Source organism: Flammeovirgaceae bacterium SG7u.111, from assembly GCA_034044135.1.
In the GTDB taxonomy this organism is placed as follows: domain Bacteria; phylum Bacteroidota; class Bacteroidia; order Cytophagales; family Flammeovirgaceae.
Genome location: CP139021.1, coordinates 2,491,815 through 2,507,591, shown reverse-complemented (window position 1 = coordinate 2,507,591; position 15,777 = coordinate 2,491,815). Strand labels below are relative to the sequence as shown.

The 15,777-nt window shown below is 40.3% G+C and carries 5 protein-coding genes; 4 read left to right on the top strand and 1 reads right to left on the bottom strand.

Annotated features, from left to right (window positions below):
- The first annotated feature begins 67 nt into the window (after positions 1 to 67).
- From R9C00_09755 to R9C00_09745, 3 genes are all read left to right on the top strand, one after another.
- Positions 68 to 9,136 carry a T9SS type A sorting domain-containing protein gene (locus tag R9C00_09755; GenBank protein WPO37735.1) on the top strand — a complete coding sequence of 3,023 codons (9,069 nt, stop codon included), beginning with the start codon at positions 68 to 70 and terminating at the stop codon, positions 9,134 to 9,136.
- Positions 9,137 to 9,420: 284 nt separating this feature from the next.
- Positions 9,421 to 10,824 (top strand): sigma-54 dependent transcriptional regulator, encoded by a 1,404-nt coding sequence (locus R9C00_09750; GenBank protein WPO37734.1) that lies wholly within the window; start codon positions 9,421 to 9,423, stop codon positions 10,822 to 10,824.
- The gene (locus tag R9C00_09745; protein WPO37733.1) at positions 10,814 to 12,169 is read left to right on the top strand and encodes an ATP-binding protein; all 1,356 of its coding nucleotides are present in this window, start codon (positions 10,814 to 10,816) and stop codon (positions 12,167 to 12,169) included. The genes R9C00_09750 and R9C00_09745 overlap by 11 nt, the downstream gene beginning before the upstream one ends.
- Positions 12,170 to 12,181: 12 nt before the next feature.
- On the opposite strand, the gene R9C00_09740 is transcribed toward R9C00_09745, so the two are convergent.
- On the bottom strand, positions 12,182 to 14,308 hold the full coding sequence (locus R9C00_09740; protein ID WPO37732.1) for a CRTAC1 family protein: 2,127 nt from the start codon (positions 14,306 to 14,308) through the stop codon (positions 12,182 to 12,184).
- A gap of 338 nt (positions 14,309 to 14,646) precedes the next feature.
- Here R9C00_09740 and R9C00_09735 point away from each other — a divergent pair, with 338 nt between their 5' ends.
- Complete coding sequence (locus tag R9C00_09735; protein ID WPO37731.1) at positions 14,647 to 15,762, top strand: serine hydrolase; 1,116 nt, start codon at positions 14,647 to 14,649, stop codon at positions 15,760 to 15,762.
- The last annotated feature ends 15 nt before the right edge of the window (positions 15,763 to 15,777 follow it).

The window sequence follows — 15,777 nt, the reverse complement described above, 5'->3', positions numbered from 1 at the left end:
CGAATCTACAACACACACAAAGCAAATATTTATTATACTGCTTTTACTTTTATCAAGCTTGACTACCATGGCTCAAACAGGACCTGGGGGTATAGGTAATAGTACAGGTGCAAATGGGCAACCTGAAAATGTTATTTGGCTAGATGCAAGCCAGCTCAGTCTTTCTGATGGGGATGGTATTTCTTCATGGTCAGAAAATTCTGGTAATAACTTCACTTTCTTAACAGAAGCTGGTTTAGAACCAATTTTCAATGCAAACCAAGTAAATGGTCTTCCCGCAGCTGAATTCAATTCGACTAATAATAGACTCGTATTGAATCCATTTTCTTCCATGCCAACTGCGGCTATAAGTGCTTTTATAGTTCTAAATACCAATAGTAATGGGCAAGAAGCATTGGTATCCTATAATACAAGCTCAGAAGATAATGAGTTTATAATGTTTTATCCTAAAAATGTAAGGGTATATATTGATGGATCAAATATTAGTAGTGGAGCCGATTTTAGTAATGGGTCTTGGGGTATACTCGGAACTACATGGAAAAGTTCTGATGGAGACCTCGTTGTGCTACAAGACGGAGATACCGTAAGTACCTCTTCACTTAAAACAGGAGCATCTATCTCAAATGGAGGCTCACTTGTTATTGGAGCTGAACAGGATGATTTAGATGGAGGATATGATGCCAATCAAAATTACGAGGGACAAATTGCGGAAATAATCATCTTCAATTCTGAGCTAAACAATGCTCAAAAAAACATCTTAAACAATTATCTTTCAGCTAAATATGGCATCACACTTGGAGCAAACGAACTATATAGTGGAGACGATAATGGATATGACTTTGATGTAATTGGTATTGGAAAAACCGCTGATGGTTCACACGAGCTTGCAAATTCAACTGGCCTTATCTTAAGTCCATATAATAGTTCTTTAGATGATGATGAATATATCATTGCTGGTCATAATAACACAACAAACTTGGTTACCGCAGATAGCCTTGCCGCTGGAATAGAACAAAGGTGGGCTAGAACTTGGTACATTGAAAAGACAGGTAGCTTAGGAGCTACGATCACTTTCGATTTTGGTGATGGGATTGATGGAAAATACCCTCAAAACATCACTAACTATGCCCTTTTGAAATGGGATGGTGCTGAGTATGCAGAAGTGACAGTTGACAACATAACCGTAAATGGAGATAAGTTGAATTTTGAAGTAAGCGATGCGAACCTCTCGCTAACGGGTATTTATACTGTTGGTACAAAAGATGAAACAAACAGCCCTATTGAAGGTGGAGATAATAGAACTTGGTATTCTTACCAAACAGGAAACTGGAATGATCCTGCTACATGGACTGCAGATGGCGCTGCTAACCCTAGCTATTTGAATCCATCTAGTGAAATCCCTAGTGCCACAGACAATGTAGTTATCAATATCTCTCGAAATGTAACAATCCAAAGCACGAACAACAACATTACTGTATCAAATGTAAGAGTAGAAGGTATTTTAGATTTAACAACTTCTTACGGTCATGACTTTACTGCTATAGAAGGAGACGGAACTATCAAAATGTCAGGATATAACCCCGGAAGTGGTACTGAAGATAACTTCCCTGACGGTGAAACAACCTTATTTGCCGATAGCCTAGTAGGAGGCACAGTAGAGGTACATGGCTCAGGAATACTACTTAACCAAGAAAGGGTTTTTAACAACCTTGAATTTAAACTTGATAATGGTGCTGACGAGGCTGTTTTATTGTCAGACTATCAAATAAATGGTTATGTATCCGTGGACAAAGGGACTTTAATGATCAATGACAATACTTCTACTACGGACTTAACAATAGATGTATTTGGCAACTTTACCGTTAGAGGTGACAACCTTAATGAAGGCTCTCTTTTAACGGGTGAGGGGAATGCCCGACACCAATTAAACTTATTCAGCAATTTCACTAATAACAAAGGAGTTGTAAAATTCACAAACCGTGGTGCTGCAAATTATTCTACAGAAGCCACGAACGGAATAGTAGATGTAAATTTCCTGCATGATACAAGAGACCAAATACTTCAATGCTATGGAGAAACAGTATTTTATAGGATTGAGATTGACAAAGGAACTGATGCTACTTATACATTGCAAATAGACGCAAGCCAAGAAAGCTATTTCAAACTGTATGGCTATGCCAGTCATAATCACTCAGATAATTCTCAACTTACTTCCAACGACAATGCGATTGGCCTTCTTAGGGGTACTTTGAAAATTGGTCCTAACGTAGTTATCCCAAAATTAAGTAGAGCAAGTAATTACAATATTTCAGCCGCTGCCGCCATTTGGGTTGATGGTGGATCAGTTACTAAAGATGAGGGAACTGCTATTGTACCTTATGGTACAGCAAAAATAACCAGTGGAATTTTTGAAGCTCTAGTTAATAGCGGATTTACATTAAGAGAAAACGGTAGCTTAATTGTTGAAGGAGGAATCTTAAATACAAACCAAATCAGAACTTCTGTATTAGGTGCTCAGCATATTGGCGGGTACACCCAAACAGGAGGCACTACCAATGTATTAGGTGGGTCTACTGCAACTGGTTATTACAACTTCAATCTTACTTTCCCGGGTAACGTATTCTCAATGACTGGAGGAATACTACATGTAGTATCACCAAATAGTCGAGGCGGTATATTTATAAATAGCGACCCTGGCAATATCAATGTTTCTGGAGGCACAGTAATAATGGAAATCGACAACTCAAATGATTTCATTGTTACATCTCGTGCTCCATTCTGGGATGTTGAAATGAGAAATACGGCAGGTAATACCAAATGGATCAAACTAAATGGTGGAACCGCAGCCGATGGTACATCTAGCCCACAAACATTAGCAAATCAGCCATTAGTAGTTAAAAATGATTTAACTATTGAGTCGAATGCAAGATTTAAAACAATGAATGCTGATGTATATATTGGAAGAAATTTCACAATAGAGGATGACGCATTATACGATGATGACCAAGCTACTACCATATTTGATGGCACTGAAGACGGTATTTTCTACATTGGCGATATTACAGAATTCAAAGCAGGAGGTGCAAATAATTCTGGTGGTATAAATGCTATAATCGACGATGCAGATTTCGGCTTTACGGATCCAGTAAGTAGTGATTGTTTTGGAAAGTGGGAATATCCACTACATAACCTAACTATCAACAAGCCTGGGGCTACACTCTATTTGGCATCCAAAGAGCCTTCTAAAGGGGTGAATCCTAGCGGTTCAAACCTATCAACATTTAAAACAGGTTCAGGGAAAAATGTTAACTCTTGGTCGACTAATCTTATCAAAGTAGTAAACAGCTTTTCACTTCTAGATGGAACCTTAGACCAAATGGACCCAAATTATACGGGTGTTGGTTATAGTCTAACACTTTATAATGCCGACATCACTAATAAGGGAACTGTTTTCACATATGAAGACGGAGTTACCCCAAAAGAATCTTTAACTAAGCTAATAAACAGCAATGGTGTTGGGGACTTTACAATAACCACTGAGTCCGATGCAATTTTTGGCAATATCAGATTACATAGTGGAGACAACATTGTTTCTTTTACCAGTGATGTCCATATGAAGCGTATTGAATATCGTTATGGGAAAATAAACTTAGGTGCAAATAACTTAAAGATTGATATTCTTGACATAAATAACATAAGTAGTCAAGATCCTTCTACCACCAATATGTTCTATACGGCTGGAAAAGCTAGTGATGGTGGCCTATCTCTAAAAGTTAGTTATCCTGTTCCAACTGGATATCCGTCATACGTTGAATATCAAACTTCGAGAAACTCTTATAATAAACCAGATCAACTCTACTTCCCTATTGGTGTGAGCGGCAAATACACCCCTGTTGTAATTACAATTGACACTACCACTCTTTCTGATGATGGGTATGTAACAGTAAACCCAGTTGAAGGAGAACTTGCCACTGTGGTTCAGCCCACAAGTAGCGATGTTCTGACATATTATTGGAGAGTAAGGCATAGTGACTTTACTACTCTTCCAACCTTAAATAGTATAGTGTTTACCAGTAAAGAAGCAGATGACCCAGACGGCGGCGCAACTCCATCTGGACTACCCGCAACGTTTGGTCCAGGTAAGGTACTTGATGAGCAACCTTATACCAGAACAAATGAAGTGACTGGAAATATTTCTGGTTATACAATCACTTTCAATGGAGATGAAGGCTTGGGTACTACACCTTTTACTTTGGAGAATGCAAATTATACTGCTGGTGACCCAGTACGATTTACAGGTTCAGTAAAAGTATATTATACTAGAGACCATGGTACTAGTACAGGAACTGCAGCTCGTGAACCTAGGTGGGATGATATAAACACATGGACAAGCAGTGATATTCTGATAGATGCAAATGGTGATCTTGTTATTGATGAAAAAGATTGGCACGACAGTAGACAGCCTGCCGCTGCCGATTATCCAAAAGCAGGCGATGTAGTTCATATAGGCTGGGTTCCTTGGGATGATGACAAAACATCGTTAAGAGGTCGCCCTCATGGAGTTTGGGTAGATAATGACACGCAAGAATGTGCCATTGTCAACTTCACCCAGATGCTCGATGCTTCTGGCAATCCAACAGATAGGGTCTACCGATCTAACTTCCAATTTAGACCTACGCTCTGTATCAATGGAGGAAGTGCAGTACTAAATACGGGATTGGTTAGAGGTGAAGGCATGTTTTGGAACAGGTATTCAGACCCCGACTTTACTACTATGGACTTTGCCGAATTCGCAGAAGAAGACTCTTCATATGTAGTATATGAGACTACGGCAGACCCAGCAACGATAAGCTTGAGCCCCGATGCTTATCCAAACCTGATAGTAGCGACAAATGGATGGGGCCAGCAAGACAAAGATATTATCTTTGACAAAAATGTTGTTACAAATGGGAATTTTGAAATTCTAGGTGATATAAACGTAATACTTGATAATGATGCAACTGGAGATATTACGGTAAAAAAAGACCTTTTGTTCACTGAGTTTGATGGGGCTGAATCATCTCCCTCCGGTGGTGGTGGTGAACTGCTTTTTGATAACAGTGGAACAGATAGAACAGTAACTGTTTTTGGCGACATAATCATGGAAAATAATGGTGCCATTATTCAAGTAAATAGTCCAAACAATACAGATGTAAGATCTCATCAAATAAACTTATATGGAGACTACCTGCAAAACACTACCTCAGGTGGTGGAATGACTCTCTTTACTGCTTTAGATGAGGATGTGATCAATCTATCTCTTTTGGGAGATTCGTCAATGACTTTTAATGTTACTTCTGGAACTACTCCAGAACTGTACCGACTAATTGTAAACAAAACTGACTCTACGGTTACTTCTACATTCAATTCAGACTTTGAATTGAATGGTGAAACTGATCAGGATGCATACAAAGCACTTGAGCTACAAAGTGGCAGGCTAATACTGAACCATGAAGACATTGCAATAAACCTTACTACTGCTGGTGATGAATTCCAAATACCAGCTGGTGCAGGCTTAGAAATACAAGCTGGGAAAGCATATGTAAGCGGAGATGATTCTGGAATCTATTTAGATGGACTTTTACGAATTAATGGGGCAAATGCTGAGCTAAACATGGACATCAGCGATGCTACTAACCCTGGAAATGGCTTAGGCCAGAATGGAAACAACTATATAGAATATTCTGTTTCTGAAAATGCCCAACTTGAAATTTATGATGGGCTACTAACTGTAGGTGGTCAGGTTCGTAGAGGAACAGCTAGCTCTAACGGTGTATTAAAGTATGTACAAACAGGAGGCTCAGTCTATGTAGGAAAAAACAATGGCGACGCCGAACCAACAAGAGGAGTCTTCGAGATACTAAATTATGGCAGTAGCTTTGAACATAATGGAGGAAGCTTGGCATTGGTAAAATCTAATGGTTCTGGAACAGTCGGCTCACTTTTCCTTGACCCTGAAACATATAACCTTGATGGTTCTACAATTACTATAGGTGATGGAAGTCTCTCAGATAACGAGAGTTTTGGTATTAACTCAACTATCCCTCTTGCTAACTTAGTAATTGATACAGCCACCAACCTATCTGCAAGTCTTTACTCCAATCCATTAACTATAAATGGGGAGTTGCTCAATAATGGTTCTTTAACGGCAAGTTCACTTGATTTAACCCTAAACGCTGACTTTATTAACAACGGGACGTATACAGGTTCTAGCAACACTACTTATTTCTACACCGAATCAATCCAAAATTATTCGGGAACTGGAACAGCTGATTTTTACCATTTGACTAAAAATGGTACTGGAACACTCAGAACTAACAAAGACATTACCGTTAACCAAACACTTACCATTTCAGATGGAACTTTTGACGATCAGGGTCACAGTGTTTTTGCAAAAGGAGATGTGATAAACGACGCTATTCATACTAGTACAGGAGGCAGAGGAATAGTAATGAATGGTACACTTACACAAACCCTTTCTAGAAGTGCCTATGGTACTAGTCAATTTGGAGTATTGACTATTTCAAATACAAATGGGGTAGAAATTCCAGATGGAACAGGATATACTTTTCAGATAAATAACAAGCTTGTTCTTGAAGACGGAATCCTAAATATTGGAGGAAACCTATTAGAAATAGGAGTAAGTGCAGCTATAGAAAATGATCTTGGAAACTCAGACGTCACTGCTTTTAATTCAAATAGCATGATCCAGACCAATAGTTCATTTACCGACAACGGAGTTAGAAAGAATTTCCCTGCTAATTACAATGCGGCTGATTTTGTATTCCCAGTAGGTGAACAAAAATACACTCCCGCTCTTTTTAATTTCTCTGTAGGGGGAAATTCTTCAGGAAGTACAGCCGGCAGCTTGACAGTTAGACCTGCAAACGAATATCATCCTGTAATAATAAGTGACGGAGTTGACAACACTGCTCCTCAAGATATTGAAAATGTATTGCAATACCACTGGCTGGTTGGCGCAGACAACCTCACTGGCTTTACTGCGGACATGGAACTATACTATGACCAAACCAGTGTATTGACTAACGATCCTAGCTACGATGAAGATGATTATTATGCCGCAAGAATATTAGATGTAAATACTTCTATCGAAAAGTTTGCCCCTGCTTCTATAGATGAAGTGAATAACGTCATCACTTTCGAGTTTTCAAGTATTGGAGAGGCTGGAATATCAGGAGATTATTTCGCAGGAATTGATGATGCTATTCCTGATGCCGTAACTATTTATACAACCACAAAAATCGGTGTCGTTGAAGACGATGTTTATGACAACCCAGTACCTGGTGGTGGAGCGCCCCAAGGAGCTATACTTGTAGTTGAAAGCGGGCATACCCTTACGTTTGACATTGACGATGTAAAGCTTTATAAAACAGAAATTAAAGCTGGTGCAGTACTCGAAATTGATGCAACCCAAGGACATAGGTTGGGAATTCTAACCGGAAATGGTACGCTAAGGCTTAAAAGCAATACAAATAATGTGGTAATGCCAGCAGCTTATACCACTGATTTCTTTAGCTGTGATAATGAGAGCACATTAGAATATGCGGGAACGGGTGATTACAGTATCCTAGGTGGGATTCCAATTCTTTATAACCTCACTTTATCCGAAGGTGGTCAAAGAACATTACCTAGCCAAGATATTATAATATGTAATGATCTAACACTTAATGGTCCTGACTTGACGGATCTAAGTGACAAGAAAATTACCGTTAAAGGTGATATTATCTACAATGCTGGTACACTTGATAGCGGTGATGGAACATTTGTTCTAGATGGCACCACAGATCAAAGTATTACTGGCGCCACCTCAGGATTTACAGGAACAAACTCGTTTGCAAATCTCGAAATCAATAAAGCAGCTGGAGATGTAAACTTAGGCTTTGATATTGACATCAACGATCTAGGGACACTTTCTTTGACCAACGGGATTGTGAGGGCATCTACATTTAGAGTATTCTTAAATGGGTCTTCAGTTGCTAATGGAGGCAGTAGTTCATCTTTTGTCGATGGGCAATTTTCCAAGGAAGTCTTTAATGGGCAAGATTTCGAATATCCTATAGGTGATGCAAACAACTACAACCCAATGAGTATTTACTCGGCAACAGCAGACGAATGGGTAGCTCAATATATTAACATCAACCCATCTGATGAAGAAGCTTCTATAGAGAACAACGATCCTGATCCTGGATCTGTAGCTGTTGAAGTTAGTCAGGGTGAATATTGGAAGCTCAAGCATGATATCAACCCTACTGGTACTACTTCTGTTGAAATAGGATGGAATACTAATACTGGTGTAAGTGAGTATGACAAGCTTTTACTTATGCAATGGGATAGGGATGAAGATGCCAGCAACAAACACTGGGATGTAATAGGAACAAGCCCTATTGGGAGTAATTCAAGCGGAACAATAAAATCAAATTCTGCGGTAAGTTTCAGTACCCAATACTTCACCTTAGGAGCTTCTGACCTTGTAATCTTACCTGTAGAATTCTTAAGCTTTGAAGCAGTTAAAAATAGAAAAACAGCTCTTCTCAAATGGGAAACTACACAAGAGTTTAATAACAGCCATTTTGTAATTGAACACTCAACCGACGGCAGGTCATTTGCAGAAGTAGGCGATGTGGATGCTCTCGGAGGAATAAGTGAAATCAACAGGTATCGCTTCACCATGGAAAACCCTGTAAATGGCACCAATTATTTCAGACTTAAACAAGTAGACAATGATGGGAAATTTGATTATTCAAATGTACTTTCGTTAGAATACGAAATAGAAGAAGAAAAAGGTGATAACGTTGAAAACCCGTTAGGTGAGAGTGTTGAGTTTATTGCTTACCCTAACCCGATTCCAAACTATCAAGTCAGTTTGTATGCAACAGGTTTTACACCAAATGCTAAAGTGTTACTGACCGTAGTTGACATGATGGGGAAAAGTCACTTTAAAGAAATTATAAGTCTAGGAGAATCTGGAAACCTATCGAAATCTCTGAATTTACCATATTCATTACCTTCAGGACTATACAATATAGTACTTAGAGATGGTAAAAAGACATATAGCAAGAAAGTCATAGTTAAATAACATAACCTTTATTTAACTAATATATAACCTAATCGGAAAAGGGAGGCATTCTATGCCTCCCTTTTTTTCTTTCTCCTACCATCAAAACAACAGATAACAGTTGTCCTTCAATTACTATTCTGACCGCAAACACACTGCAGCACATCAACTCTGGCCGTACTTATCCTAAAAATCAGCCTATCGTACAAAAAGCTACCCTCCTAATAGTTTTAATCATTAAATTCACAGCTCTAGAACTAGTAACCTGAATTAACCAGTAGCCGCTAACGCAAAACTTGTGATGCATGGGAAAGAAAGTAAATAAATCGGGAAAAATCCTGATAGTGGATGATAATGAAGATATCCTGAGAGCTGCAAAGCTTTTTTTGAAGAGACATATATTACAGGTAGATGTAGAAAAAAATCCTGAAAACATTCCTGACTTACTTCAAAACGAAAGCTATGATGTGATCTTGCTGGACATGAACTTTACCAAAGATGTAGCAAGTGGACACGAAGGCTTTTTCTGGATGGACAAGATTTTAGAAATTGATCCATCAGCCGTGATAGTACTGATCACTGCCTATGGAGGTGTAGAAATGGCCGTAAGAGCCATAAAAGAAGGTGCCACGGATTTCGTGATGAAGCCTTGGGACAACGACAAGTTACTGGCAACCATGATGGCTGCCCTCCGTTTGAGGCAGAGCCGAATGGAAGTAGATACTTTAAAACAGCGTGAAAAGCAATTAAATGCTGACCTTAATCATGGTTTTGAGGACATCATAGGGCAAAGCTCAGCCATGCTCAAAATGTTTGAGACTATTGAAATGGTAGCCAAAACAGATGCTAACATCTTGATTTTAGGTGAGAATGGAACTGGAAAAGAATTAGTAGCAAGAGCTATTCACAGAAGATCTGAACGGGCAAATGAAACATTCATGAGCGTTGATTTGGGAGCTGTAACCGAAACGTTGTTTGAAAGTGAGCTTTTTGGCCATATGAAGGGTGCATTCACCGATGCAAGGGAAGACCGACCAGGTAGATTTGAAACAGCGTCAAAAGGCACCATATTCTTAGATGAAATCGGTAACCTCTCCCTCCCACTCCAGGCAAAACTGTTGACAGTGCTGCAAAGCAGAACCGTGACTCGGGTTGGGGCAAACAAGCCTCGCCCCATCGATGTCCGTCTGATTTGTGCCACCAACATGGCACTTTATGATATGGTAAAGGACAAAACATTCCGCCAAGATTTACTTTACAGAATCAATACCATTGAAATAAATTTACCACCGTTGAGAGACAGAACGGAGGACGTCCCACTATTGGCTGAGCATTTTCTTAAGTACTACGTAAAGAAATACAATAAACCTGTTCGTTCGCTCAGTCCTGCACTGCTAAAGCGCATGCAAAAGTACCACTGGCCTGGTAATATCCGTGAGCTGCAACATGCCATGGAGCGAGCGGTGATCATGAGCCAAGGAGCGATATTAGAATCAGAACAGTTCTTCTTTAGTGGTGGAAATGTTCAAAAAACACAAGCAGGATCAGCAGATGAGCTTTCACTTGAAAACTACGACTTGGAAAAAGTCGAGAAGATATTGATCAGAAAAGTATTACAAAAACACAATGGGAACATCAGCAAAGCAGCAAGCGAGCTAGGACTAACGCGATCTTCTCTGTACCGAAGGTTGGAAAAATATGAACTTTAAAAACTTCAGACTAGGCATTTTCTTGAGAGTGTTGCTGTTGGCTATTACAGCAGTCATCTCCATGTACCTATGGTTTATTCAAGAAAATGAGCTCACTGCCATCATTGTAGGCGTGGGAGCGATTTATTTGGTAAGCAATATTTACCACTATGTTGAAAACACAAACAGAAAGCTTACTCGCTTTTTAGAATACATAAAGTATTCCGATTTCGCCTCAGGATTCAGCGCTGACAACAAGCTAGGGAACAGCTTCAAAGAGCTAAATGATTCCTTCAACGAAGTATTGGAAGCTTTCAGGAAAGCCCGTTCGGAGAAAGAAGAACACTTACAATACCTCAATACCGTGGTGCAACATGTTGGAATAGGGCTACTCTCCTTCGATACCGAAGGGCACGTCGAATTGCTCAACTCGGCAGCCTGCCGTTTGCTACATATCACAAACATCGTAAATATCAAAGACCTCGAAGATATAAACGAAGAACTTACCGAGGTGATCAGACAACTAAAGCCAGGAAACACCTCGCTTTACCGATCTGTTGAGCAGCAGCTTTCCATAAACGCTACCGAAGTCAGGTTAAAAGGAAAAACATTTAAGCTAATTTCCTTACAAAATATCCAAATAGAACTTCAGCAGCGAGAACTAGAGGCTTGGCAAAACCTTACCAGTGTATTGAGGCACGAAATAATGAACTCGATCACCCCTATCTCTTCATTGATTGCTACCATGCACGAAATATTCGACGACGAGCTCCCCGAAGACTATGAAGAAATGGAATCAGTCAATATAAGTACAGAAGTGATTGAAGATGTAGAAGAAGCACTCAGCACCATTGGCCGACGCAGCAATGCACTCATCCGGTTTGTAAATGCCTACAAAGAATTCACCCACATCCCCAAACCCAAGTTCAAACACGCCTCGGTTAAACAGCTGCTAGACAGTATTGTACAACTACTACAAAATGACATTCAAAGCAAAGATGTTGAGCTAAAGTACAATTTGGTCAGCAACTCAATGAAGATCACTATGGATACCGAACTCATTGAAATGGTGCTTATTAACCTATTGAAAAATGCAACACAAGCAGTGCAAGGAAACGAAGGTGCTTATGTCGAATTAAGGTGTGACTTGGATGAAAACAACCATGCCTCCATCAAAGTAATAGACAACGGACCCGGCATCATCCCCGAAGCACTCGAACAAATATTTATACCATTCTATACCACAAAAAAAGAAGGATCTGGTATCGGTCTCAGCCTTTCTAGGCAAATAATGCAATTGCACAAAGGCTCGCTCACGGTCCAATCTGTTCCAAATGTAAAAACGGAATTTAAACTGACATTTTAGAAATGTACCAACCTATAATCCTAAGGCATGCAAGCTGAGCTTTTCTGCTTGCGGTTTGCCTTCTGTAATCGTATAAAAGCGGTTCAACTGAACGCCCTCAAACACTTGGTGAGTATCGGAGCCAGCCCAAACTACCTCCACTTGGGTAATCTCCGACGTATTTCCCAAACCAATTTCCGCCCTCAAGGTAGAGCTACCAAAGCTCCCACCCGAGCAGACGGTGTGGTAAAACGCCCGTTCCTGCCCTTCTTCCAGTACTCTAACCACTATGCGGCTTCCAATAGCCGAACGGTTAGACTTCGTACCTACCAAGCGAAGGTTTACCCAGTTGTTTTCTTCCTCATAAGGATTTTCAAAGAGCGAATTAAAGAAATTGTCCCCTTCAAAAGCACCTCCCATCACCACATGAATATCTTGGTCTCCATCATTGTCAATATCGGAAAAAGAAACCCCATGCCCTTTCTGGATATTCCCAAAACCACCTGCCGTAGTCACATCTTGGAAAACTTCCCCAGCTGCGTTCCGAAAGACCCGATTGGGAATGATAGATTCAAAACTCACTTCCCCCGTACTTAGGTAAATATCTGGATAGCCATCGTTGTCAAGGTCGCCAAAGTTTGCCCCCATGGCATAGCCTATTTTATCCAAACCTACTTCCTTCGATACATCCGTGAATGTCCCTCTATTATTTTGATAAAGTCGCATGGTCTCGGCTCTGAAAGGCAACCCTAAATATTCACTGGCAACATCAGGAATAATAGAACCATAACTCCGTCTATACCCAGCCACAAAAATATCTTCCCAGCCATCATTGTTATAATCAAAAGACCAAATAGGAAAGCTAGAAAGTTTCTCGCCTAAACCTACATTATTCCCAACTTCCTCAAAAACCACATTCCCCTTTTCATCCACACCCCTATTCTTAAAAAAAAGATTTTCCTGTTGCAGTGTAGACACATACAAATCCATCCAACCATCTTTGTCATAGTCGAGCGAGGTAGCTCCTTTTACAAAAAAAGGGCCCTGGGCAGTACTGATTAAAAGACCAGCTTCACTTGTTTTCTCCGAAAAAGTACCATCGCCATTATTGATGTAAAATTCACAAGGATGTGTGTTGTTGGTGTCTGACTCATTTCCTATGAATAGGTCTACCCAGCCATCGTTGTTAAAATCTGTCCAAACTGCCGCTTGTGTTGGGTGAAAAGACAACAAGCCTGCCTCTATGGTCACATCGGTAAACGTATTGTCCCCATTGTTCCTCAGTAATGAATTAGGGTGTTCGCCCAAGTTTTCCATCCAAGCCCCTCTCAATACAAACACATCCAAAAAACCGTCGTTGTTATAATCCGCCTGCACCATGTTCAACCCTCCACCAGTCTCCATCAAGGCTGCTGTTTCCGACTGTTCCGTAAAACTACCATCACCGTTATTTGTAAAGTACCGCAGATGATGCGAGGGAAACCAACTGGAAACAAATACATCTAAAAGATTATCATTATTAAAATCATCCACTATTCCACCACCAGAAAGCTCGTTCACGTTCAACCCAAGTTTAGGAGCAATATCTTCAAACTTCTTTAAGGGATAGTCTGATTGAAAAGCACTGTCGGGAATAGCCCATTTTTCTGGAACACCTTCAGGATATTCCCCCAAAGTCATATAGGCAATATTCAACAGCCACCTAGCTTTAAGATCATGCGTATTATGGCTCAAAAATTCTTCTAAAAAAACAACTGCCTTGCTAGACCCTTCCTTTGCATGGTGAAAACCCTCAGGTGCTATTGGAATGATACATGAGGCAGAGGCATCGTGGTGATGGATACAATTTTCTTGCTCACCTAAGCGCAAATAAGCAAGTGCCAGTAAAGACCTAACTTCTTCTATTTCCCTAAACTCCAATCCGCTCCCCATACTGCCTTTGTTCCTGTTTGCCCAAAGCCTTTCTAGTAACGCAATCGACTCTTGGTTTTTCCCTGCATAAAGCATGGATTCAGCCTCCCTTAGTAGGTAGCGATCTTTTTGAGTACCAGTAGCAGCTTCAGCCAAAGCATGAAAATGGGCGGCCCTTACCGATCCAGCATACACATTATCAGGCACAAAAAACTTTTCCTTTGCCGCTTTGTCCAATAACTCAGGCATGTCGGCCTCTTTTTTATCACATGCAATCATAGCTAAGGTTAAAAAAAGGAGGACGGGTACTAATCTGATCACTTTCATTTTTACAATGCGGTTCTCTATTTCTACTAAGAGTATTTCTTTGGGCTAAATATACAATAAGAGGCATAAACCCCAAGATCAATTACTCTAGCCAATAACAAAATGGGAATAAGTTAATAAAAATCACAACCTAGGTAACAAAAAGCCCGTTGACTGTCATTATAATCTCACAAGTTTACAACCACGCCCTTATCTCACAACTGACGGATGCCTTATAGAAGGTAGCCTACCATACTATTGTATAATTTAACTAAAACTCTATGCTTAAAAAAGTCTTGATCATCCTCGGAATCATGATTGGTATTGTTGTGCTGCTCTTTGGGTATGGAGTATATTACTTCAACCCAAACAAAGAAACCGTACTCAACTTCATCAAAGAAAACCCTGAAAAGGCAGCAATCAAACTTGTCAGAAACGACACTACACTAGCAGAATTAAACCCAAATACGGTCATGCCCCTGGCAAGCACCGTAAAGATCATAATTGCCATAGAATATGCAGAGCAAGCTGCCAACGGAACTATCAATCCCAACGAACTTATAGAAACAAGTGAGTTAGATATGTATTATGCTCCCAATACCGACGGGGGCGCACATCCGGGATGGTTGACATCGGTCGAAAGCAAAATTGTGGATGGTAAAATTCCAATAAGAGACGTTGCCAAAGGGATGATCAAGTTCAGCTCCAATGCCAATACCGAATGGCTTTGCCAAAAACTTGGGTTAGAAAACATAAACAGCCAAATTGATAGCCTAGGGCTAAAGCAACACTCCCAGATGTACTACATTGTGTCGGCTCTTTTTGTGGGGAAAGAGAAGTTTCCAGAGCTAAAAGGGGAAGAACTAGTCCAAGCACTGAAAGACCTTTCCTTGGCAGAATACATCCAAACGACCGAGCAGATCCACCAAAAACTGGCAAGCGATACCTCCTACAAAAAAGAAATTGGGCAGATGGGCTTAGCGGTACAAAGAGTATGGTCCGATAATCTGCCAGCTTCCACTACCTCCGACTATGTAAGCATCATGGAAAAAATAAACTCAAGAAGCTATTTCAGTCCCGAAGCCCAGCAATACCTCGACGAAGTGATGGAATGGATATTGGAAAACCCACAAAACAGATCATGGCTAGAACATTCGGGCATGAAAGGAGGATCTACTGCTTTTGTGCTTACCAAAGCCCTCTACGCTACCGACAAACAAGGGAATAAAGTGGAAATGGCTTACTTCTTCAATGACCTAAACCCTTTGGAAAGCCAACGCTTACAGATGAGCATGAACGAGTTTGAATTGAAAATCTTGTCGGATGATGAGTTTAGGGCCCAGGTACAGGAAACTCTTAGTCCGTCCACTGCCAATTTATCTACAAGACCAGAGTAATTTCATGCACCTTTA